The sequence below is a fragment of the Methylobacterium sp. NMS14P genome (assembly GCF_028583545.1).
GTDB lineage: Bacteria > Pseudomonadota > Alphaproteobacteria > Rhizobiales > Beijerinckiaceae > Methylobacterium.
In genome coordinates this window covers 935,942-956,595 of the sequence record NZ_CP087106.1, presented here as the reverse complement: position 1 = coordinate 956,595, position 20,654 = coordinate 935,942, and the positions used below count along the sequence as shown (strand labels likewise).

Genomic DNA, 20,654 nt, shown 5'->3' with positions numbered 1-20,654 from the left:
CGGGCGTCCCGCGCGACGCATGCCTTGGCAACCGGCCGCGCCGCCTCATATGCTGCCCCGCGCCCCGCCGATCCGCCGCGGGGCCTGTTCCCGGCGGTTCGAGACCCTGACACATGAAGCTCGCGATGCTGGCCTGCCTCGCCGCCCTGTGCCTCACCGGGCCGATCGCGCATGCCGCACCGGGCGAGACGACCAGGCCGGCGCCGACGGCGAACGGCACCCACCCGCCCGAGACGGCGGCCCCGCATCCGGCCACTGCGCCCGCACCCGGCGCGGCGCCCGCGCAGGCCGCCCCGCGCACGGCCAACAGTGCCCGCGCGGAGCGCCGGCGGCGCTCCTACGCGGCGTGCAACCGCGCCTCGCACCAGCGCGGATTGCGCGGCGGCAAGCGCCGGCGCTTCCTGATCCGCTGCCGGCTCGGCTACGAGCGGACCCGGGTCCCCGGCGGGCAGCCCGCCGCGGCGGCGCCGGCACAGCCGGGCCGGAAGCCGTGACGGAGAGCGGGATCCGCCCGCCCGCGCCGTCGGGGCTGCTCGCGGCGCGGCTCGCGGCGCGTCGGCCGCGATGAGGCTCATCGTCTTCGACGTCGACGGCACCCTCGTCGACAGTCAGCACCTGATCGTGGCGGCCCAGGAGGTGGCGTTCGCGGAGAACGGCCTGCCGGCGCCCGGGCGACGGGAGGCTCTGTCGGTGGTCGGCCTGTCGCTGCCGCAGGCGTTCCGGCGCCTGGTCGGCGAGGACGGGCCGGTCGCGGAACTCTCGGAGAGCTACAAGCAGGCCTACAACCGCCTGCGGCTCGACCCCGCCCACGAGGAGCCCCTGTTCCCCGGCATGGCCGACCTGCTGACCCGGCTGCACGCGCGCTCCGACGTGCTGATCGGCCTCGCCACCGGGAAGTCGCGGCGCGGTGTCGACCGGCTGATCGCGCATCACGGCTGGGCGGGCTGGTTCGCCACGACCCAGAGCGCCGACGACGCGCCGTCGAAGCCGGATCCGACCATGCTGCAGCAGGCGATCCGCGAGGCCGGCTGCGAGCCCGAGGCCACCGTGATGGTCGGCGACACCACCTTCGACGTCGCCATGGGCGTGGCGGCCGGTGCCACCGCGATCGGCGTCGCCTGGGGCTACCATCCTCCGGACGCGCTCTACGGCGCCGGGGCCGTGACGGTGGTCCCGAGTGCCGCGGCGCTGGAGGCGCTGCTCCTGGAGGGGCTCGCGACGGACGCCTGAGCGCGGGAGGCTCGCGCGCGGGGCCGGAAGCGCCTATCTCGCCTCCATGAGCGATCAGACGACAGACTGGCTCGGGCAGCCGAGCGACGGTGACAAGCCGGATCCGGTCCGGGCAGCCCGCGGCCACGCCAAGCCGGCCCTGCCCCGGCGGTTCTACAAGGAAGCCGACTTCTCCGAGGATGCCGATGGATTCCGGCTGACCCTGGACGGGCGTCCGGCCAACACGCCGGCCCGCAACCCGCTGCGCCTCCCCGACCGGGCCCTGGCCGAACGTGTCGCGGCGGAATGGGGCGCCCAGGACACCGCGATCGATCCCGCGCGGATGCCCCTGACCCGGCTCGCCAACACGGCGATCGACGGCGTCACGCCCCGCCTGGCCGAGGTCGCCGCCGATCTCTGCGCCTACGCGGGCACCGATCTCGTGGCCTACCGCGCCGGCGACCCGGAGCGCCTCGTGGCGGCCCAGGCGGAGGCCTGGGATCCCATCCTCGCCTGGGCACGGGACGCGTTCGGCGCGCGCGTGATCCTGAGCGAGGGCGTCATGCACGTCGCGCAGCCGGACGACACGATCCGGGCCCTCTCCGCGGCGGTGAACGCGGTGACGGACCCGTTCCAGCTGGTGGGCCTGCACACGCTGACGACGCTGACCGGCTCCCTGCTGATCGCCCTGGCGGTCCTCGAGGGTCGTCTGACCCCGGCGGAGGCCTGGGAGGCGGCCCACGTCGACGAGACCTACCAGGCCGCCGTCTGGGGGCGCGATGCCGAGGCGGAGGCGCGCCTCGAGGCGCGCCGGACGGAATTCGAGGCGGCCGCCGCGTTCGTGGGGGCCAGCGACCGAGCCTGAGCCCACGGTCCGGGGCGGTCGCGCAGATGCAATTGCGCAACAAGCCCGCATTCGCGGCGCTCACGCCGCGTCCGAGGCTGACAAAGCGCGAACACTGTTTTAGGGTCGACGCACACTGTGTTCGAGTCGACGATGCGTGCCGATCAGCCTGTCCGATGCAATTTTGAAGGCGAATTGGCTAATCTGATCGCGTCGAAGCAGTCTTCGCGGGATCTCGACGCGCGATGCGCGCTCTTCGACGCCCTCTCGGACCTGGAGCGCCGAGCTCAGGGCGCCGGTGCGCCCGACTTGACCTTGCGCAAGATCGCCGAGATCCGGTTCCTGGCGGGGATCCTGCGCGAGTCGGTGCGTCCGTTCCCGATCGCGCCTCTGCGGACGGTGCTGCGCGCGCGCGAACGGGTCGACGCGCGCCGCATCCCCTCGGCCGAGGCCGCGGATCTCGACGCCGTCTGACGCCGGCGCGGCTCAGGCGGCCAGGGCCGCCTGGATCTCTGCCTCCAGGGCCGCGGGCTTCGTCCCGGGGGCGAAGCGGGCGATGACCCGGCCGTCGCGTCCCACCAGGAATTTAGTGAAGTTCCACTTCACCGCCCGCGTGCCGAACAGCCCGGCGCGGGCCCGGGTGAGATGGGCGAAGAGCGGGTCGGCTCCGGCCCCGTTCACCGCGACCTTGCCGAGCACCGGGAAGCTCACGTCGTAGCGCAGCGTGCAGAAGCTCGCGATCTCGGCAGCGTCGCCCGGCTCCTGCGCGCCGAACTGGTTGCAGGGGAAGCCCAGGACCGCCAGGCCCGCGTCCCGGTGCCGGCGCCAGAGCGCCTCGAGCCCCTCGTATTGCGGGGTGAAGCCGCAGCGGGAAGCCGTGTTCACGATGAGCAGCACCTGACCGCGATGCTGCGCGAGCGGGTACGGCGTTCCGTCGGCCGCGGAGACGCTGAAATCGTGAACGGTCGTCATGCCCGATCACTCGGGCAAACCGGCCGGATCCGCAAGGCTCGCGCGTCGCGACATGGCGTCGGCCCGCGGCGCGGCGCCGGGATCCCGGCCGAGGCTCTCAGGCCCGATGACGGCCCAGGTGGTCGGATCGCCGGTGATGCAGAGGCAGTCCGGCGCCGAGCGCTGAGCCGGCCGCGCTTCGCGGGCCCAGCCGCTCGGCCGTCGCCCGGTTCAGGCCGGCACTTTCCGGACGTCGAAGCTCGGGCCCTGGGGCGTCATGCGGTCGGTGGTGACGATGCGCTCGTCGGCGCCGACGATCCCGAGGCTGACGTCGCGGTCCGGCAGGATGACGGTGGTGCTCTTGTTGACGTGGACCAGCACGTGCCGCCGCAGGGGCACCGAGGCCGCGGCCCAGCGCTTGAGCTGGCCGTAATAGGGCTCGCGCCGCCACGCGCCCGCCTGCCCGGGATCGACCTGCACGTTCATGTTGCGGGTGAGCGGATCGAGGCTCAGCACCATCTTGGCGCGATCCGGCTTCCATTCCGGGCCGAGCCAGCCCTCCGTCATCCAGAGGCAGTGGAACGCCCGGCAATGGTCCGGGCGAGTGGCGTGGATGGCGCAGCCCTGGCCGGCCCTGGTGTGGCGGCACCACGTGCCCGCGACGCTCTCGACCGCGGGCACGTCGTAGACCTTGCAGCACAGCGTGCAGGCGCCGCAGGCGCGGCCGGGGGCGGGTTGTGCGACGTAGGCTTCCGGGTTGAGCATCGGTCGGGCGCGGCGAGGGACGGTTCTGGGGGCGGTGCTGACGGCATGCGTCCGGCAACGGCCGGCCGCGGATCCTCCGGGCTACCTGCCGGGGCATCGGGTCGGTAGTGTGGCGACGGTCACCCGCGCACGAGGACCTTGCGAACCATGCTCTCGAACCTCGCGACCCGCGACGTCGAAACCGTCCTTCATCCCTACACCAACCTGTCGACGCACCGACAGACCGGCCCGCTGGTCCTGGAGCGCGGCGAGGGTGTGCACGTCTACGACACCGAGGGGCGCTCCTACATCGAGGGCATGTCCGGCCTGTGGTGCACGGCCCTCGGCTACTCGAACGCGGAGCTCGTGGAGGCGGCCCGGGCGCAGATGGCGCGCCTGCCCTTCACGCACCTGTTCTCCGGCCGCAGCCACGATCCGGGCATCGAGCTCGCCGAGACGCTCAAGGAGCTGATGCCGGTCCCGACCTCGAAGATCTTCTTCACCTCCTCGGGGTCGGAGGCCAACGACACGCAGGTCAAGCTGACCTGGTACTACAACAACGCGCTGGGCCGGCCGCAGAAGAAGAAGATCATCGCCCGCCAGAAGGGCTATCACGGCGTCACGGTCGCGAGCGCCTCGATGACCGGGCTCGCGGCGAACCACGCCGACTGGGACCTGCCGCTGCCGGGCTTCCTGCACGTCTCGCCCGCGCACCACTACCGGGGCGCCGAGCCGGGCGAGAGCGAGGAGGCCTACTCGGCGCGCCTCGCCGCCGAGCTGGAGGAGACGATCCTGCGCGAGGGCCCCGACACGGTCGCGGCCTTCATCGCCGAGCCGGTGATGGGCGCAGGCGGCGCGATCGTGCCGCCGCGGGGCTACTTCGCGGCGATCCAGGCGGTGCTGGCGAAGTACGACGTCCGGTTCATCGCCGACGAGGTGATCTGCGGCTTCGGCCGGCTCGGCACGTGGTTCGGCAGCGAGGCGCTGGGGGCCCGGCCCGATTCGATCTCCTTCGCGAAGGCCCTGACCTCGGCCTACATGCCGCTCGGCGGCGTGAGCATCGACGAGCCGCTCTACGAGGCGCTGATCGGCCAGAGCGAGAAGATCGGCACGTTCGGCCACGGCACCACCTATTCCGGGCACCCGGTGGCCGCCGCGGTGGCGCTGAAGGCGATCGAGATCTACCGCCGCGACCGGGTGATCGAGGGGGCGGCCGAGAAGGCGCCGCAGTTCCAGCGCCGCCTGTCGGCCCTCGCCGGGCACGACATCGTGGGCGAGGCCGGCGGGCTCGGGCTGATCGGCGGCCTGGAGATCGTCGCCGACAAGGCCACGAAGCGGCAGTACGACCCGAAGAAGGGGGTCGCGGCCCGCTGCGTCGCCTTCGCGCAGGGCGAGGGGCTGATCGTGCGCGCGCTCGCGGGGGACCGGGTCGCCGTCTGCCCGCCGCTCATCATCGCGCCGGACGAGATCGACGCGCTGTTCGACCGGCTCGGCCGCGCGCTGGACCGCACCCGCGACTGGATCCGCGCCGAGGGTCTGGAGGCGATGCCGGCGTAAGTGGCCTGCCGCGGGCCTCGGAGAGTGGGGAGGCCAACGCCGCCAGTCCGGGGCGCCGCAGGCGGACCCTGACTCGCGGAGCACCGTCGCTGCAGACCTAGGCCCGTCGACGGCTCCGGATTCCGGGCCCCGCTTCGCGGCCCCGGACTGACGGCGTCCGGTGTGGGAACGCGCATCGAGAAGCCGGCCGCGGAGAGGGCCGCCGTCACACCGCGTCGCGCTGCGCGTCCGGCAGCGCGGCGGCCTGGATCCCCGCCGCGGTCAGCGGCGTGATGCGCAGCGTGGTGATGCGGTTCTTGGCCTTCCGGAGCACCTGGAAGCGGAAGCCGTGGAAGTTGAAGGCCGTCCCCTGGTCCGGGATGGTCCGGGCCTCGTGGATGACGAGGCCGGCGATCGTGGTCGCCTCCTCGTCGGGCAGGTTCCAGTCCATGGCCCGGTTCAGGTCGCGGATCGGCACGCCGCCGTCGACGTTCACCGACCCGTCCCCCTGCGGGCGCACGCCCGAGACGGTGACGTCGTGCTCGTCGGCGATGTCGCCGACGATCTCCTCCAGGATGTCCTCCAGGGTCACGAGCCCCATCACCTCGCCGTACTCGTCGACCACCAGGGCGAAGTGGGTCTTCTTGGTCAGGAAGGCCTTGAGCTGGGCGCGCAGCGACGTCGTGCCCGGCACGAACCACGTCTCCAGGGCCAGCGCCTCGACCTTGAGGCCGGAGGCGTCGCCGCCCGCGGCGTCGAGCGCCCGCAGCAGGTCCTTGGCGTGGAGGACGCCGACGATGTTCTCGGGCGTGCCGCGCCACAGCGGCATGCGGGTGTAGGGCGAGGACAGCACCGCCCGGACGATGTCCTCGGAGGGCTGGTCCGCGTCGATCGCCCGCATCTTCGTGCGGTGGACCATCACGTCGGAGACCGACAGGTCCGACAGGTCGAGGAGGCCGCCCAGCATGTCCCGCTCGGCCTTGGCGACGCCGCCCTCCCGGTGCATCAGCGCCACCTGCCCGCGCAGCTCCTCGGCGGCGGTGAGGATCGACTGGTGCTCGCCGATGGTGACGCCGAACGGCTTCAGCATCAGCCGCACCACGTGCTCGATCGCGATGGCCAGCGGGCCCATCAGCGCCACCGCGAAGGCCACCGGGCGGGCGGTGAGCAGCGCGGCCCGGTCAGGCTTCGAGATCGCCAGCGTCTTCGGCAGCACCTCGGCGAAGACGATGACCAGCACCGACATGCCGACCGTCGCGTAGATGACGCCGCTCTTGCCGAACAGCGCGGTGAGCACGCTGGTGGTGAAGGCCGAGGCGCCGATCGCCACGATGTTGTAGCCGATCAGCATCGCGCCGATGAAGCGCTCGCGGATCGCCAGGATGCGGTTGACGATCGCGGCGCGCGGGTCGCCCGCCTGCTCGAGGGCGTGCATCCGGGCCCGCGAGGCGGCCGTGAAGGCGGTCTCCGCGCCCGCGAAGAAGGCCGAGAGCAGCAACGAGATCGCCACGATGCTCGCGGCGAACCACAGGTCGATATGGGTTTCCATCGGGTCCGTCAGGCACGCCTCGAGCGGCTTGTCGGCCGCCCATATAGCGCCTCCTGCGACTTATTGCGCGCCGATCGGGCGCACCGTCCACGTCGCCCAGTAGACGGGCCGCCCGTACAGGCTCGACGTGTCGCGCCCGGAGGCGGCCGGGGCCAGCCGGTCGAGCCAGGTCAGGAAGCCCGCCTTGTTCGGGTAGATCCCCGGCGTGTCGAGGTTGCCCTCCGCGTCGGTCATCCAGAAATGCGCGCTCCGGTCGTACCGGCCGCTGCCGTCGCCCCCCGAGCGCAGCCCGAGGTAGGCGGCGGACCGGCCCGCCTCCACCGGATCGGCGTAGAGCTTGAGGGCGCCGATCCCGTCGAGGTTCAGGTCGGCGGTGTACTGGAGGCAGATATCCGCCACCGGGCCGCCCGGGGCGTTGGCCGGACGCTGGCACGTGTAGGAGACCGCCCAGCGCTGCATGCCCTTGGCCCGGGCCACCCGCACGAGGGTTCCGGGCGGCAGCGGCCCGGCGAGCTTGCGCGCCGTCGACCAGACCTTCGGTCCCGAAAGGTCCTGGGCGGTGCGCAGGAACAGCCCGGTGCGGCGCTTCTCCGGGGCGAGACCGCAATCCTCGGGCAGCACGTCGGTGTAGACGTAGTGATAGGTGCGGTCGACGACGCTGATCGAGCCGGCGAGTCCGTGGGTCTCGAAGGCCGGCGCCGTGCAGGCCGACGTGACCGGCTTGCCCGCCTCGTCGACCACCGCGGCGGGGACGGGCGGGTCGCTGCGCCGCCCGCGGCCCGCGCCGGCCTCGAACGGCGTCCAGGCCAGTCCGTAGCCGTCGGCGGTCCGGGTCCGGATCTCGAAGGTCTGGAAGTCGAGGGTGCGCGCCTCGATCTGGACGCGGCGCCGGACGTCGGCCGGACCCGTCGCGGGCTCGTCCCGCTCCGCCCGCCGACGCCGGCCGCGGCGCCCGGCCTCGGCCGCGTCGCCGCCCGTGACGCCGACGCGCTCCTGCCCGAGCAGGAAGACGTAGCTGTAGGCCTCGCCGGCCCAGGTCCGGCCCGTCACGGCGATCGGGTCGCGCGGGCCGATGCCCTCGGCGGACGGCGTCGGTTCGGACCAGCCGCGCGTCCGGGCGCGCTCCTCCGGCAGGTCGACCCAGAACCGGTCGGCCGAGGGCGGCAGCGTCGTGACCAGGGCCTCGAAGGTGCGACCGGTGCGCAGGGCGCCGCCGTCGCGGCTGTCCGTGGCTCGGCGCTCCGGGCAGGGCTCGTCCCGGCGGGACGCCGCCGGAGTCTGACCCTGGAACACGGCCTGGAGCGGGCCGGGCGCCTCGGAGCGGGCGAGCCGCAGGATCTGCACGCCGCGCACGAAGGCGCACGGGGCCGGCGCGATCAGGACGCCCTCGGCCTCCGAGCCCTCGCGGCAGATCTCGAGCGCGCCGCCGCCGGTCAGGAAGCAGCTCGGCGCGCTGCCCTCGTAGCTCGCGGGCCGGGCCTCGGCGGATCGCGTCCCGACCAGCGCGGATCCGGCCAGAGCCGAGAAAGCCGCGAGGGCCGCGAGCGCCCGGCGGCGCCCGCGCGAGCGCCGCCGGGCCTCGGCGCCGCGTGCAAGGGGAATGACGGTATCGGCAGGCGACGTCTTGGGGGTCTTTACTAAAATCACGTCTATCGCCGATGTCGATCCGGGTGTCGGAATAGTTCCGCAGCCTCTATCCCAGGGTTGCTGAGCCGGAAAGTGGCGCGGACCACGCAAGCCGCCTTCGATGGGGATGGGGGCGAACCCGGCGCCCGCTCGCCCGTTGTCGCGGCTTGAGGGCCCCGCTTGCCCGACCCCGTCATCGTCCGGAGATCAGCGCATGGATATCGCCGTCGAAACCGTCACCGACATCGTCATGCGGCTGCGCGCCATCGAGGTGAAGGAGGGCAACACCGACCCGGATTCGGGCTCGAACCCCATCGACGACGGCGCCACCGACGTCCTGATCTCCGGCACCGACGACGCGACGGAATCCGAGGTCCGGGGCGTGATCGCCGGGCTCGACGACGATTCCCGGGCCGAGCTGCTCGCCCTCCTCTACGTCGGACGCGGCGATATGGAACCGGAGGAGTGGAGCGAGGCGGTGCGCTTCGCCCGCGAGCGCGAGGCCGCCGGCGAGGGCGCCGTGCGGGAACTGCTCGGCAGCCCCGACGCCGGCGATCTCCTGGAGGAAGGCCTCGACGCGATGGGGCTCAGCCCCGAACTGCCGCAGGCCTGAGCGCCCAACGGCGGCCGGTCACGATGGCCTCGCGCGCGCGCAGGGGCGCCACCAAGGCGCTGCGGGTTCTCACCCGGCCGGTCCGCCGCGCGCAGGGATATGGCGGCAAGGGCCGCGGCGGGCTCGTGGTCGAGCCCTACCGCGGCTACGGGTCACGGGACGAGGTGTTCCTGATCGGCCGCGTCTTCCGGCAGTCGCCGGGGATACCCGGCGAGGATCCCGAATCCCTGCGGGCGCAGTGGCGCGACCTGCGCCGCCGCATCGCCCGGCGGACGATCGCCGGCGCGGGCGTCACGGCCCGGTTCGGCGACGATACGGTGCGGGTCGAGACCGACCGGGACGGGTATTTCCGCGTGCACCTGCACCCGCGCACGCCCCCGGCCGAGACGGGCGACTGGCACGCGGTCGATCTCCTGCTCGATGCCGATCCGCCGATCCCCGCCGAGGGCGCGGTGTTCATCCCGCCCGATCGCTGCCGCTGCGTCGTGGTCAGCGACATCGACGACACGGTCATGCGCACCGGCGTCGCCAACAAGCTGAAGATGCTCTGGCGCCTCTTCGTGGAGGATGCCGAGAGCCGGGTCGCCTTCCCGGGCGTCACCGCCCTGTACCGCGCCCTTCACGCGGGCGCCGGCGGCGGCGAGGGCAACCCGATGCTCTACGTCTCCCGGGCGCCGTGGGGCCTCTACGAGATGCTGTCGGAGTTCTTCCAGCGGCACGGCATCCCGGCGGGCCCGGTGCTGTTCCTGCGGGAATGGGGCCTGTCCTGGACCCACCCGCTGCCGCGCCGGGCCACCGACCACAAGCAGGCGCTGATCCGGCACATGCTCGCCCTCTACGGCGACCTGCCCTTCGTGCTGATCGGCGACAGCGGTCAGCACGACCCGGAGGTCTACGCGCAGATCGTCGAGGAGAATCCCGGGCGGGTGCTGGCGGTCTACATCCGCAACGTGTCCCGCGACTCCGCGCGGGTCGAGGAGATCGTCCGGCTCGCCGGCGCCGTCGCCCGGGCCGGGTCGAGCCTCGTGCTCGCCGCCGACAGCGTCGCCATGGCCGAGCACGCGGCCGCCATCGGGCTGATCGCGCCCGGGGCGGTGGCCGGCGTCGCCGACGAGCACGCGGCGGCGGCCGAGACCGGGCCGCGTCGGGAGACGGCCCGCATCACGCCGGAGCCGTCGACCGTCGCCGACGCGGCGGAGGACCCGATCGGGCCGGAGGCGATCGCCGAGGCGCTCGCGGGCGACGGCGCCGTGCCGGCAACCCTGGTGGTCGAGCCGGAGACGCCGGCCGCACTCCCGAGGCTCGGCGCGTGAACGCGCGGCCGCGATCGTAACCCGGGCCGCTGTCGCGGTCGGCCCGGTCCGATAGGTTTCGCACGAGTGCAGCCGGCACCCGCCGAGACGGGGCGCGCATGACGGGCTGCGGCAAGAGGAACCGAGATGCGCCCGAGCCTGTCCGCGCTGCTGATGATCGCCTGCGGCACCCAGGCCGCCTTCGGGCAGGCCGCGCCGGCGGACCGGGCCGTCCCGCGCTTCGCGCAGCTGGAAGCCGAGATGGGAACGGCCAACGCCGTCCCAGGGCCTCGGACCGTGCCGGCCAAGGTCGTGCCGGTCCCCGACACGACGAGCCCGCAATTCCGCACCGCTGTGGCGGCGCCCTACCGCGTGCCGGCCTGGAACGCGAACCCACCGGACGCCGCGGCCTGGAAGGCGCTGGTCGACAAGCTCGCCGCCGCCGGAGCCGCCACCCTCCCGGCCCTGCGCGAGAAGCTCGGCGTCACCAGCGAGGCCGCGGTGATCGGCGGCGTGAAGGCCTTCGTGATCCAGCCCCGGCAGATCCCCGCGGCGAACCGCGACCGCCTGCTCCTGCACATCCACGGGGGCGGCTACGTCTACAACCCCGGCGAATCCGGAACGCTGGAGGCGATCCTGATGGCCGGCCTCGGCGGCTACAAGGTCATCTCGGTGGATTACCGCATGCCGCCGGATGCGCCCTACCCGGCCGCCATGGACGACGCGACCGCCGTGTGGCGGGCCATGCTGTCCATGCAGAAGCCGCAGAACATGGCGGTGTTCGGCACCTCCACGGGCGGCGGCATGACGCTGGCCCTGATGCTCCGCGCCAAGGCCGAGGGGCTGGCGCTGCCCGCGGCGATCGGCCTCGGGACGCCCTGGTCGGACATGACCGAGACCGGCGACAGCTACCGGACCAACGAGTGGCTCGACAACGTCCTCGTCAGCTACTCCGGCTACCTGACGCCGGCCGCGAAGCTCTACGCCGCCGGCCGCGACCTGAAGGACCCGCAGCTCTCGCCGATCTACGGCGACTTCGCCGGCCTGCCGCCCGCGATCCTGGTCACCGGCACCCGCGACCTGTTCCTGTCGAACACGGTGCGCACCCACCGGAAGCTGCGCGCCGCCGGGATCGAGGCGTCGCTGCAGGTGTTTGAGGGCATGTCGCACGCCCAGTACCTGTTCACGCCGGACTCGCCCGAGACCAGGGAGGTCTTCGGAGAGATGGCGCACTTCTTCGACGATCATCTGGGTCGCTGAGGCGCGGCGGCGCGGGCTCGCGCGGAGCTCGTGCTCACGAAATGGTGCAATGCAGCATCTCAGTGGAGAGGGTTCACATCCGGGCCGCGATGCCTAGGTTCGGCCCCTCGCAGCCGGTCCACGCTCCTCGAGCCTCCTGGAGGCCATCCGTGCAAACCTACACCCTCGCCATCGCCGACGGCGTCCTGTTCGCCTGCCTGCCCGACGAGGCCGACATCTCGGCCGCGATCACCGACGCGACCGCGACCAATTACGGGTTCGGCCTCAGCCTCGACATCGTCCGCGGGGCGACCCTGACCGACGCGGCCCGTCCCGAGGACGAGGTCGTGTGGCAGGAAGGGCCGGACAGCGAGCTGCTCGACGCGCAGGGGCGGCGCTACCGCTACGCCGTCCGCCGACCCTGCTGACGAGAGCCCAGCGCGGACCTGACACCGGGACGCCCGCCGGTGCTACGCTCCGCCGATGGAGCGCCAGGCGACAGGGGTGGGACGGCGCGGCGGGCTCGCCCGATTCCTCGTCCTGTACGCGGCGCTCTACGGCGCCTACGGCGTCCTGTCGCCGGTCCTTCCGGGCTTCCTGGCCGCGCGCGGCCTGACGCCCGGCGAGATCGGCCTCCTGCTCGCCGCCGCGGGCGCGCTGCGCCTCGGGATCGGACCCCTGGCCGGCGCCTTCGCCGACCGCCACCGGGCCGGCCGCTCCGTCCTGGCGGCGAGTCTCGCGCTGGCCGGGCTCAGCGCCCTGGCGCACCTGCCGGGCGCCGGGCTGGCGCAGCTGATCGGGCCGGCGCTCCTCTACGCGGCGGGCACCGCGGCCCCGGCGCCCCTCGCCGACGCGCTGGCCCTGGCCGCCGCGCGCGGCGGTGCGGCGTTCCAGTACGGCTGGATCCGGGGCGCGGGCTCGGCCGCGTTCATCGTCGGCACCGCCGCGGCCGGCTGGCTGATCGGCCTCTACGGCCTCGCCGCCGCTCTGGTGGCGAGCGGCGGCCTGTTCCTGGCCGCCGGCGCGGCCGCCCTGGCGCTGCCCGCCGGTCCGGGCGGCGCGGCCAAGGCCGGGGCGCCGTGGCACGGCTTCGCCGCCCTGGTCGCGCTGCCGCGCTTCCGCCGCACGGTGCTGGTCGCCGCCCTTGTGATCGGCGCGCACGCGATGCACGACGGCTTCGCCATGATCCTGTGGCGGTCCGCCGGGATCGCGGCAGCCACCGCCGGCCTGCTCTGGTCGGTCTCGGTGGCGGCCGAGGTCCTGGTCTTCCTGCTGGTCGGGCCGCCCCTGCTGGCGCGGATCGGTCCCGCGACCGGCGTCGCGTTGGCAGCCTGCGCGGGGGCACTGCGCTGGGCGGTGCTGGCATCCACGACCGCGCTTCCCTGGCTCGCCGCCGCCGAGTCCCTGCACGGGCTGAGCTTCGCCCTCCTGCACCTCGCCTGCCTGGGGCTCATCGAGGCGTCGACGCCGGCCGATCTCCGGACGACCGCGCTGGCGCTCTACGGGACGCTGGGCCTCGGCCTGTCGGGGGTCGCCGCGACCCTGGCCTCCGGGGCGCTCTACGGGGCGCTCGGCGCTCCCGCCTTCTGGGCCATGGCGGCGCTGAGCCTCGCGGCCCTGCCGCTCGTGCCGGCGCTGCGGGATCGCTGAAGCGGCGGGTTCTTTTCCCGCGCCTATGGTACGGACCCGGAACGGACCCGCCCGAAAAGCCCCGCATGCCCGCCGTCGCCGAGATCCTGATCCCGCTCGCCCTCGACACGCCCTACAGCTACGTGGCGCCGGCCGGGCTCGACCTCGCCGCGGGCGACGTGGTCCAGGTGCCCCTCGGCCCGCGCGAGATCGTCGGGGTGGTCTGGGGCGTGACCGAGACGGCCGGCGGCTCGAACCTGAGGCCGGTGACCGGCCGCCTGCCCTACCTGCCCCTGTCGGAGCCGCTGCGCAGCCTCGTCGACTGGATCGCCCGCTACACGCTGGCGCCGAAGGGCTCGGCGCTCGCCATGGTGCTGCGGCTGCCCGACGAGGCGGCGGCCGGCGAGACCGCCCGCGTCGCCGTGCGCCTCACCGACAAGCCCCCGTCCCGGCCGACCCCGGCCCGCGCCAAGGTGCTCGCCGCGGCGGCCGACGGCGCCCTGCGCGGCAAGAGCGCGCTCGCCAAGGAGGCCGGCGTCTCGCTCTCGGTGGTCGACGGGCTGATCGACGACGGCGTCCTCGAGACCGTGGCGGTCGAGCCCGAGCCGGTCGCGCCGCGGCCCGATCCGGACTTCCCGCGGGCGCCGCTCTCGCCCGCCCAGGCCGCGGCGGTGGCGGCCCTCGTCGCGCCCTTCCCGTGGGACCGGCCGCAGCCGCAGGAATCCGACGATCTCCGCCCGGTCCTGCTGGAGGGCGTCACCGGCTCGGGCAAGACCGAGGTCTATTTCGAGGCGGTGGCGGCCTGCGTCCGCGCCGGGCGCCAAGCGCTGATCCTGATGCCGGAGATCGCCCTGACGGCGCAGTTCCTCGACCGGTTCGCCGCGCGGTTCGGGGTCCGTCCGGCCGCGTGGCATTCCGGGATCGGCGGCAAGCGGCGCGAGCGCCTGCGCGCCGCCGTGGCCGAGGGCGAGGCGCTCGTGGTGGTCGGCGCGCGCTCGGCCCTGTTCCTGCCCTTCGCGCGGCTCGGCCTGATCGTGGTCGATGAGGAGCACGAGACCGCCTACAAGCAGGAGGACGGCGTCCATTACCACGCCCGCGACATGGCGGTGGTGCGCGGACGGCTCGAGGGCTGCCCGGTCGTCCTGACCTCGGCGACGCCCGCCATCGAGACCCGTGTCAACGCCGCGCGGGGGCGCTACCGCCATGTCCTGCTCCCCGAGCGCTTCGGCGGCCGGCGCCTGCCCGACATCGCCGCGATCGACATGCGCCTCGACCAGCCCGAGCGCGGCCGCTTCCTCAGCCCGCCGCTGGTCAACGCCGTGAAGAGCACCCTGGAGCGCGGCGAGCAGACGCTGCTGTTCCTCAACCGCCGGGGCTACGCGCCGCTGACTCTCTGCCGGGCCTGCGGCCACCGCTACCAGTGCAAGAACTGCTCGACCTGGCTCGTGGAGCACCGGTTCCGCCGCGCGCTGGTCTGCCACCAGTGCGGCTACGCCGAGCGCCGGCCGGAGGCCTGCACCGAGTGCGGGACCTTCGACAATCTCACCGCCTGCGGGCCCGGGGTCGAGCGGATCGCCGAGGAGGCCGCCGAGATGTTCCCGGACCGGCGGATCGTCGTCCTGTCGAGCGACTTCCCCGGCGGCGCGGAGCGTCTGCGGCAGGAACTCGAGGCGGTCGCGGCCGGCGAGTGCGACGTCGTGATCGGCACGCAGCTCGTGGCCAAGGGCCACAACTTCCCCTTCCTGACCCTGGTCGGCGTCCTCGACGCCGATATCGGCCTGACCTCGGGCGACCCGCGGGCGGCGGAGCGCACCTTCCAGTTGCTCCAGCAGGTTACCGGCCGCGCCGGACGCGGCGAGAAGCCCGGGCGCGCCCTCGTCCAGACCTATCAGCCGGACCACCCGGTGATCGCGGCCCTGCTGTCGGGCGATGCCGAGCGCTTCTACGCGGAGGAGATCCAGGCCCGCGAGGCGGCGGGCCTGCCGCCGTTCGGGCGGCTCGCGGCCCTGATCGTCTCGGCGAGCGAGCGCGAGGTCGCGGAGGCGCACGGGCAGGCGCTCGCCCGCGCGGCGGAGCCGCCGGAGGGCGTGATGGTCCTCGGGCCCGCCGAGGCGCCGCTCGCCCTGGTGCGCGGCCGCTACCGCTTCCGGCTGCTCGTGAAGACCGAGCGCAACGTCGATCTCCAGGCCTACCTGCGCGCCTGGATCGCCCGGGGCCCGAAGGTGCGGGGCAACGTCCGGGTCGCCATCGATGTCGACCCGCAGAGCTTTTTGTAGGAGACTTCGCGGGTCTCCCGGCCTCGTGAGCGCCGGTTCGCTGTCGGGAGGCACGTCAGAGCGAGGGTCCGGAGCCATACCGGTTCGTCCCGCGATCGGGTATGGCTCAGGTCACGGGCGGCGGACCCTGGTCGGAGACCGGCTACGGGACGCATGCGGTTCCCGGAGGAGCGATCAGTGCTGACCTACACCAAGACGCCGGATTCGAATGTCGCCGAGATCGTGGTCGACGGGAAGATCACCGACGAGGAGATGAACGCGGCGATGACCGCGATGAAGGCCGACCTCGACAAGGGCGGCAAGATCAAGCTGCTCGAGGACATCCGCGCCTTCGAAGGCATGGAGCCGGCGGCCTTCTTCAAGGACCCGCGCTTCGGCATCTCGATGATGAAGAGCATCAGCCACGTCGCTCTGGTGACGGACGCGCCCTGGTTGAAGGCGCTGGCCGAGACCTTCAACTTCGTGTCGCCGACCCAGATCAAGGTGTTCGAGCGCGCCCGCATCGACGAGGCGCGGACCTGGCTCGCCGCGGCGGCCTGAGCGACCTCAATCGGCCTGCGCGGTGCGGGTGTCGCTGCGCCGCGCGGTCCAGTGGCCCGAGCACAGGGACGAGACCTTCCAGGTGCCGGCGCCGCTGCCGGCCTGGAGCCGCCCGGTGCCGGTGCCGCTCGCCGTCCCGTTGCTGACGGTGATGCCGACGCTGCCGTCCGGCCGGACATGGCCGTTGACCTGCGCTCCGTCGGTTCCGGAAATGAGCTGCACCTGCCCCTCGCGGATGGCGAGCGCGTAGGTGTAACGGGCGCTGCACAGGCCGCTCTCCGTCACCAGCTCCACCGACCACCGTCCGTTATGCGTGCTCGGCCCGGCGCTGGCGGGCAGGCACGTCGGGAGGGTTAGGCCGGCGGCGAGGGCCGCGACCGCGGTCAGCTTGGTCATGCGTTGCAATCTTTCAGCGGAGCGGACACCGCCCGAGGCGGCGTGCACGGTCAGAATCGTCGATCGAGGATGACTCGATGCTGAACGATGGAAGCGGCAAGAGTATGGCCGCCTGCCGCCTGCTCAAGATAGATCACGGTCGAGAGTCTCGCGGCGAATAGTCAAGCTCGACCTGGTCGATGCTGTCGCCTGATCTGCCGATCGGGGCGTCAAGGTCTCCGCTCATCGCGTCGGAGGCGGAGGTGATCCACGACTTCCACGGGGACACCGAGGATTGCCGAGCCCGCGGGAGAGCGACCGCGGAACTGTTCCTGACCCCGGCTTCGCGGGAGTGCCCCAAGCGCCGGAAGCCGGCAGCCTCTCAGTGGTGCGGCATCGGTAGGACCGTGATCGGATCCGTCGGCGGGCGCGGGCAGCGATCCAGTCCCCCGCCCGTCTCCAGCGTCGTGTCAGGCCGCCCCGCCGCGCGGGACGGCCGGAGCGGTCGGCGGCGCTCAGTCGGTCAGCGGCCGGGCTTCCTCGGGCAGCATGATCGGGATCCCGTCGCGGATCGGGTAGGCGAGCTTCGCCGAGCGGCTGATCAGCTCCTGCCGGGCCGAGTCGTATTCCAGGGTGCCCTTGGTCAGCGGGCAGACCAGGATCTCCAGGAGCTTCGGGTCGACACGGGTCGCCTCGACGGGGGCGGTGAGATCGTTGGACATCGGTGAAGCAACCTATTGCATCGGCGACTCGGGACCCGAGCCGCGAACCAGTTCCATCTGCGTGACCGCGATCAGGATCTCGGCCCGGGTCTTCAGGTCGGGAGCCTCCAGCATCGCCTGCTTCTCGCGCACGCCGAACGGGCTCATCATGCACAGGGCGTTGACCAGCGCCTCGTCGGGCGCCTCGTCGATCCCGGCCCAGTCCACCTTGAGGTCGTTCGACTCCACGAAATCGCGCAGCGCCTTGAGGACGCCGTCACGGTCGACCTGCTCCTCGCCCGCCCGCGGCTCGAAGTCCACCGCGAACTCGTCGTAGGAGACGTGGCAGCGGCGATAGGGGCCGATCGAGGCCAGCTCGCTCTCGACCCGGAACCGGGTGACGCCGGTGAGCGAGATCAGGTACCGGCCGTCGCCGGTTTCGGCGTACTGGGTCACGCGGCCCGCGCAGCCGACGCGGTAGAGCTTCGGATTCGCCCCGCTCGATCCTTCGGGGTCGGGCTGGATCATGCCGATGATCCGGTCGGTGCGCATGGCATCGTCGACCATCGCGAGGTAGCGCGGCTCGAAGATGTTCAGCGGCATCTGTCCCCGCGGCAGCAGCAGCGCCCCGGACAGCGGGAAGACCGGGATCACGGCAGGGCAGTCGGCGGGGCCCTTGTAGCTCGCGTGGGTGCTCATGGCGCCTCCCAGAGGGGCCGATTGGAGGGCGGGAGCGCGAGCCGGTGCCTCACGAGAACAGAAGCGCCGAGAGCTTGCGCCGGCCGCGGATCGTGTCCGGGTCCATCACACCCCAGGCCTCGAAGAACTGCAGCAGCTGCTTGCGCGCCCCGTCCTCGTTCCAGTCCCTGTCGCGCTTGCGCAGCTCGATCAGGTGATCGACGGCCTGGCCGCGCTCACCCCGGGCGGCGAGTCCGAGCGCGAGGTCGAACCGCGCCTGATGGGCGTCGGAATTCGCCTCGACCTCCCGCTGGAGGCCCGCGAGATCGCCCAGAGACGCCGCCTGCTCGGCGAGTTCCAGCGCGGCGCGGATGCCGACGAGCGCTGGGTCGCTGGCCTTCGCCTCCGGAACCATCGCCAGCACGCGCTTGGCGTTCTCGATCTCGCCCGCGTCGAGCTGCATCTTGGCGAGGCCGGCCAGCGCCGTGACGTTGTCGGGCTGCTGCTCCAGCACGGCCGCGTAGATCTCGGCGGCGCCGGCGAGGTCGCCTTCCTGGATCAGGGCGGCCGCGTCGGCGAGGGCCGCCTCCAGCGGGTCCTGCTGCGGGCCGGCCACGCGTCCGATCAGCTCCTTGATCTGGCTCTCCGGGACCGCGCCCATGAAGCCGTCGACCGGCTGGCCCTTCTGGAAGACGATGACCGCCGGGATCGACTGGATGCCGAGCTGACCGGCGATCGAGGGATGCTCGTCGATGTTCATCTTCGCCAGGACGACCGCGCCCGCGGCCTCCCGGACCACCTTCTCCAGAACCGGCGTGAGCTGCTTGCACGGCCCGCACCAGGGCGCCCAGAAGTCGACCAGGACCGGCCGGTGCATCGACTCGGCGATGACATCCTGACGGAAGGTCGCTGTCGTCGTGTCCTTGATGAGGGAGCCGGTGTCGCCGGCCGGGGCACCGCCCGCGGCGAGGGTGTCGTTGAGCATTGGTCTGGCTTCGGAACCTTTTTCGTGGAGCCCCTTAAATGGGGCTTCCGCCCCGGTCTGACCAGCCCATGGACCGGGCTCCTCAGCGCGGCGGCGCGGCGGCCGGCGCTCCCGCCGCCGCCTTGGCGGCGGTCACGAACGTGCCGGCGAACGGGCGCCCGTCGGCGGTGCTGGCCTCGCAGGTGATCGCGGTGCGCCCGGGTTCCGGCGTCGAGAAGCGGCAGGCGCCGATCGCGAGGATCGGGGCACCGTCCTTGCCCGTGGTGACGACGTTGATCGGCTGGAGCGGATCGGTCTCCTCGGTGGCTTCCTGCTGGGCGCCGTTGCCGCTGAAGCTGAGGGTCTGACCATCGGCGGTGGTGAAGTCGAAGCTCGTGCGGTTGCGGCTCACCGCGTTGGTCAGGACATTGCTGCAGGCCTTGCTCAGGTCCTGCGTGCCGACGACGAGCTTCTCGCAGGTCCCTTCCAGCCGCAGCGCCGCCTGGGCGCGGGCCGCGGAGGGCAGGCTGACGAGGGCGCAGAGCAGCGCGAGGCGCAGGCTGTTGGTCATGGCGTGTCGGGCATCCTCCGGTTGAGAGCCGAACTAGGCGCGCCGCGAACGCCGTCGAGGGTTCACACCTCGAGAACCGGCTCGACGGCCGGTGAGTCGGGGAAGCGCCGGACGGAACGACGCGCGGGCCCCCTCGCCCTCACGGGAGAGGAGGCATGTCGCGGCCGCCCGGACCGGAGAGGCCAGTCTCGCAGCCCGTCGCAACGCGATCCGGGCCGACCCTAGCCCGCGAACCGCAGGGCCCGATCGTTCGGTAGGGCGAAGTCCAGCTCCGGGCCGAGGGGCACGATCCCCGTCGGATTGATGGTCGGGTGGCTCTCGTAATAGTGCCGCTTGATGTGGGTGAGGTTCACGGTCGGCGCGACGCCGGGCAGCGCGTAGAGGTCGCGCAGGTAGTTCGACAGGTTCGGATAGTCGGCGATCCGGCGCTTGTTGCACTTGAAGTGCCCGACATAGACCGCGTCGAACCGCACCAGGGTGGTGAACAGCCGGATGTCGGCCTCGGTCAGCCGCTGCCCGCAGAGGTAGCGACTCCGGTCGAGGCGCGCCTCCAGCGCCTCGAGTTCCGCGAACAGGGCCTCGAAGGCCTGGGCGTAGGCCTCCTGCTTCGTCGCGAAGCCCGCCTTGTAGACGCCGTTGTTCACGCGGTCGTAGACGCGGGCGTTCACGGCGTCGATCTCGGCGCGCAGGTCCGGCGGGTACAGGTCGGGGCCGGTGCCCCCGAAGCCGTCGTTCAGCATCCGCAGGATCTCGGCGGATTCGTTCGACACGATGGTGGCGCGCTCCCGGTCCCAGAGGGTCGGGACGGTGACGCGGCCGCTGTAGGACGGGTCGGCGGCCAGGTAGACCTCGTAGAGGCGCCGGGCGCCGTGGATCGGGTCCGGCGTCGCGCCCGGCGCGTCGCCGAAGACCCAGCCCTCCGCGCCCATGTGCGGGTCGACCACCGAGACGGAGATCGCGTCCTCCAGCCCCTTCAGGGCGCGGCCGATCAGCGTGCGATGCGCCCAGGGGCAGGCCAGGGACACGTAGAGATGGTAGCGCCCCGGCTCGCCGCGGAAGCCGCCCGCGCCGGAGGGGCCGGGCGACCCGTCGGCGGTGACCCAGTTGCGGAAGACTGAGGCCTTGCGCTCGAAGCGGCCGCCCGTCGCGGCGGTGTCGTACCACTGGTCGCGCCAGATGCCGTCCACGAGGAGGCCCATCGTCGTCTCCGCTTGCCTGAGCGATCCCACCGAGATGGGCCTCGCGCCGCCGCTGTGAAGACGCGTGCGGAGACGCGCGCGGGTTGCGCCCCGCCGACCCGGGGTCGCGCGGCCCCCG

General features: G+C 72.9%; 22 protein-coding genes. 12 read left to right on the top strand and 10 right to left on the bottom strand.

The window, feature by feature from the left end:
- Positions 1-113: 113 nt before the first annotated feature.
- The 4 genes from LOK46_RS04535 to LOK46_RS04520 all read left to right on the top strand — a co-directional run bounded on the left by LOK46_RS04535 (position 114) and on the right by LOK46_RS04520 (position 2,527).
- Complete coding sequence (locus LOK46_RS04535) at positions 114-494, top strand: hypothetical protein (RefSeq protein WP_273562685.1); 381 nt, start codon at positions 114-116, stop codon at positions 492-494.
- Between the two features lie 70 nt (positions 495-564).
- A complete protein-coding gene (locus LOK46_RS04530; protein WP_273562684.1) occupies positions 565-1,230 on the top strand; it encodes an HAD-IA family hydrolase in 666 nt (221 codons plus the stop codon).
- A 46-nt stretch (positions 1,231-1,276) separates the two neighbouring features.
- Positions 1,277-2,074 carry an ATP12 family chaperone protein gene (locus LOK46_RS04525; RefSeq protein ID WP_273562683.1) on the top strand — a complete coding sequence of 266 codons (798 nt, stop codon included), beginning with the start codon at positions 1,277-1,279 and terminating at the stop codon, positions 2,072-2,074.
- Positions 2,075-2,206: 132 nt separating this feature from the next.
- Positions 2,207-2,527, top strand: a complete 321-nt coding sequence (locus LOK46_RS04520; protein ID WP_273562682.1) for a hypothetical protein — start codon at positions 2,207-2,209, stop codon at positions 2,525-2,527.
- A 12-nt stretch (positions 2,528-2,539) separates the two neighbouring features.
- Here the strand turns inward: LOK46_RS04520 and LOK46_RS04515 are convergent, their stop codons facing one another.
- Together LOK46_RS04515 and LOK46_RS04510 are read right to left on the bottom strand one after the other, a co-directional pair.
- The gene (locus LOK46_RS04515; protein WP_273562681.1) at positions 2,540-3,025 is read right to left on the bottom strand and encodes a glutathione peroxidase; all 486 of its coding nucleotides are present in this window, start codon (positions 3,023-3,025) and stop codon (positions 2,540-2,542) included.
- 210 nt (positions 3,026-3,235) lie between these two features.
- Positions 3,236-3,769, bottom strand: a complete 534-nt coding sequence (locus LOK46_RS04510) for a hypothetical protein (RefSeq protein WP_273562680.1) — start codon at positions 3,767-3,769, stop codon at positions 3,236-3,238.
- Positions 3,770-3,916: 147 nt separating this feature from the next.
- Here LOK46_RS04510 and LOK46_RS04505 point away from each other — a divergent pair, with 147 nt between their 5' ends.
- Complete coding sequence (locus tag LOK46_RS04505; RefSeq protein WP_273562679.1) at positions 3,917-5,305, top strand: aminotransferase; 1,389 nt, start codon at positions 3,917-3,919, stop codon at positions 5,303-5,305.
- Positions 5,306-5,510: 205 nt separating this feature from the next.
- Here LOK46_RS04505 and LOK46_RS04500 read toward each other — a convergent pair whose 3' ends face one another.
- Positions 5,511-6,833 carry an HlyC/CorC family transporter gene (locus tag LOK46_RS04500; protein ID WP_273562678.1) on the bottom strand — a complete coding sequence of 441 codons (1,323 nt, stop codon included), beginning with the start codon at positions 6,831-6,833 and terminating at the stop codon, positions 5,511-5,513.
- A 60-nt stretch (positions 6,834-6,893) separates the two neighbouring features.
- On the bottom strand, positions 6,894-8,480 hold the full coding sequence (locus LOK46_RS04495; RefSeq protein WP_273562677.1) for a hypothetical protein: 1,587 nt from the start codon (positions 8,478-8,480) through the stop codon (positions 6,894-6,896).
- 193 nt (positions 8,481-8,673) lie between these two features.
- Here LOK46_RS04495 and LOK46_RS04490 point away from each other — a divergent pair, with 193 nt between their 5' ends.
- The 7 genes from LOK46_RS04490 (at position 8,674) to LOK46_RS04460 (ending at position 16,048) form a co-directional block, all read left to right on the top strand.
- Positions 8,674-9,072, top strand: coding sequence for a DUF3775 domain-containing protein (locus LOK46_RS04490; RefSeq protein ID WP_273562676.1), 399 nt, complete (start codon positions 8,674-8,676; stop codon positions 9,070-9,072).
- Positions 9,073-9,095: 23 nt separating this feature from the next.
- The gene (locus LOK46_RS04485) at positions 9,096-10,385 is read left to right on the top strand and encodes an App1 family protein (RefSeq protein WP_273562675.1); all 1,290 of its coding nucleotides are present in this window, start codon (positions 9,096-9,098) and stop codon (positions 10,383-10,385) included.
- Positions 10,386-10,511: 126 nt separating this feature from the next.
- Positions 10,512-11,624, top strand: a complete 1,113-nt coding sequence (locus LOK46_RS04480; protein ID WP_273562674.1) for an alpha/beta hydrolase — start codon at positions 10,512-10,514, stop codon at positions 11,622-11,624.
- Positions 11,625-11,773: 149 nt separating this feature from the next.
- Positions 11,774-12,031, top strand: a complete 258-nt coding sequence (locus tag LOK46_RS04475; protein ID WP_020093648.1) for a hypothetical protein — start codon at positions 11,774-11,776, stop codon at positions 12,029-12,031.
- Between the two features lie 55 nt (positions 12,032-12,086).
- A complete protein-coding gene (locus tag LOK46_RS04470) occupies positions 12,087-13,253 on the top strand; it encodes an MFS transporter (RefSeq protein ID WP_273562673.1) in 1,167 nt (388 codons plus the stop codon).
- A 65-nt stretch (positions 13,254-13,318) separates the two neighbouring features.
- Complete coding sequence (locus LOK46_RS04465; protein ID WP_273562672.1) at positions 13,319-15,508, top strand: primosomal protein N'; 2,190 nt, start codon at positions 13,319-13,321, stop codon at positions 15,506-15,508.
- 177 nt (positions 15,509-15,685) lie between these two features.
- Positions 15,686-16,048 (top strand): STAS/SEC14 domain-containing protein, encoded by a 363-nt coding sequence (locus tag LOK46_RS04460; RefSeq protein WP_273562671.1) that lies wholly within the window; start codon positions 15,686-15,688, stop codon positions 16,046-16,048.
- A 6-nt stretch (positions 16,049-16,054) separates the two neighbouring features.
- Here the strand turns inward: LOK46_RS04460 and LOK46_RS04455 are convergent, their stop codons facing one another.
- From LOK46_RS04455 to LOK46_RS04430, 6 genes are all read right to left on the bottom strand, one after another.
- Positions 16,055-16,444, bottom strand: a complete 390-nt coding sequence (locus LOK46_RS04455) for a hypothetical protein (protein WP_273562670.1) — start codon at positions 16,442-16,444, stop codon at positions 16,055-16,057.
- A gap of 494 nt (positions 16,445-16,938) precedes the next feature.
- Entirely contained in the window at positions 16,939-17,145 is a 207-nt protein-coding gene (locus LOK46_RS04450) for a Trm112 family protein (RefSeq protein WP_020093643.1), read from the bottom strand.
- A 12-nt stretch (positions 17,146-17,157) separates the two neighbouring features.
- On the bottom strand, positions 17,158-17,823 hold the full coding sequence (locus LOK46_RS04445; protein ID WP_273562669.1) for an LON peptidase substrate-binding domain-containing protein: 666 nt from the start codon (positions 17,821-17,823) through the stop codon (positions 17,158-17,160).
- Positions 17,824-17,872: 49 nt separating this feature from the next.
- Positions 17,873-18,787 carry a thioredoxin gene (trxA, locus tag LOK46_RS04440; protein WP_273562668.1) on the bottom strand — a complete coding sequence of 305 codons (915 nt, stop codon included), beginning with the start codon at positions 18,785-18,787 and terminating at the stop codon, positions 17,873-17,875.
- Positions 18,788-18,869: 82 nt separating this feature from the next.
- Positions 18,870-19,337, bottom strand: coding sequence for a hypothetical protein (locus LOK46_RS04435; RefSeq protein WP_273562667.1), 468 nt, complete (start codon positions 19,335-19,337; stop codon positions 18,870-18,872).
- A gap of 221 nt (positions 19,338-19,558) precedes the next feature.
- Positions 19,559-20,536: a glutathione S-transferase family protein gene (locus tag LOK46_RS04430; protein WP_273562666.1), complete on the bottom strand. Its 978-nt coding sequence runs from the start codon at positions 20,534-20,536 to the stop codon at positions 19,559-19,561.
- Between the last annotated feature and the right edge of the window lie 118 nt (positions 20,537-20,654).

Excerpts from the sequence above, each read along its gene's own strand:
- LOK46_RS04515 (WP_273562681.1), bottom strand. The coding sequence starts at position 3,025 with ATGACGACCGTTCACGATTTCAGCGTCTCCGCGGCCGACGGAACGCCG.
- LOK46_RS04510 (WP_273562680.1), bottom strand. The coding sequence starts at position 3,769 with ATGCTCAACCCGGAAGCCTACGTCGCACAACCCGCCCCCGGCCGCGCC.
- LOK46_RS04500 (WP_273562678.1), bottom strand. The coding sequence starts at position 6,833 with ATGGAAACCCATATCGACCTGTGGTTCGCCGCGAGCATCGTGGCGATC.
- LOK46_RS04525 (WP_273562683.1), top strand. The coding sequence starts at position 1,277 with ATGAGCGATCAGACGACAGACTGGCTCGGGCAGCCGAGCGACGGTGAC.
- trxA (WP_273562668.1), bottom strand. The coding sequence starts at position 18,787 with ATGCTCAACGACACCCTCGCCGCGGGCGGTGCCCCGGCCGGCGACACC.
- LOK46_RS04465 (WP_273562672.1), top strand. The coding sequence starts at position 13,319 with ATGCCCGCCGTCGCCGAGATCCTGATCCCGCTCGCCCTCGACACGCCC.
- LOK46_RS04520 (WP_273562682.1), top strand. The coding sequence starts at position 2,207 with ATGCGTGCCGATCAGCCTGTCCGATGCAATTTTGAAGGCGAATTGGCT.
- LOK46_RS04445 (WP_273562669.1), bottom strand. The coding sequence starts at position 17,823 with ATGAGCACCCACGCGAGCTACAAGGGCCCCGCCGACTGCCCTGCCGTG.
- LOK46_RS04430 (WP_273562666.1), bottom strand. The coding sequence starts at position 20,536 with ATGGGCCTCCTCGTGGACGGCATCTGGCGCGACCAGTGGTACGACACC.
- LOK46_RS04455 (WP_273562670.1), bottom strand. The coding sequence starts at position 16,444 with ATGACCAAGCTGACCGCGGTCGCGGCCCTCGCCGCCGGCCTAACCCTC.
- LOK46_RS04470 (WP_273562673.1), top strand. The coding sequence starts at position 12,087 with ATGGAGCGCCAGGCGACAGGGGTGGGACGGCGCGGCGGGCTCGCCCGA.
- LOK46_RS04450 (WP_020093643.1), bottom strand. The coding sequence starts at position 17,145 with ATGTCCAACGATCTCACCGCCCCCGTCGAGGCGACCCGTGTCGACCCG.
- LOK46_RS04490 (WP_273562676.1), top strand. The coding sequence starts at position 8,674 with ATGGATATCGCCGTCGAAACCGTCACCGACATCGTCATGCGGCTGCGC.
- LOK46_RS04530 (WP_273562684.1), top strand. The coding sequence starts at position 565 with ATGAGGCTCATCGTCTTCGACGTCGACGGCACCCTCGTCGACAGTCAG.
- LOK46_RS04480 (WP_273562674.1), top strand. The coding sequence starts at position 10,512 with ATGCGCCCGAGCCTGTCCGCGCTGCTGATGATCGCCTGCGGCACCCAG.
- LOK46_RS04535 (WP_273562685.1), top strand. The coding sequence starts at position 114 with ATGAAGCTCGCGATGCTGGCCTGCCTCGCCGCCCTGTGCCTCACCGGG.
- LOK46_RS04505 (WP_273562679.1), top strand. The coding sequence starts at position 3,917 with ATGCTCTCGAACCTCGCGACCCGCGACGTCGAAACCGTCCTTCATCCC.
- LOK46_RS04485 (WP_273562675.1), top strand. The coding sequence starts at position 9,096 with ATGGCCTCGCGCGCGCGCAGGGGCGCCACCAAGGCGCTGCGGGTTCTC.
- LOK46_RS04435 (WP_273562667.1), bottom strand. The coding sequence starts at position 19,337 with ATGACCAACAGCCTGCGCCTCGCGCTGCTCTGCGCCCTCGTCAGCCTG.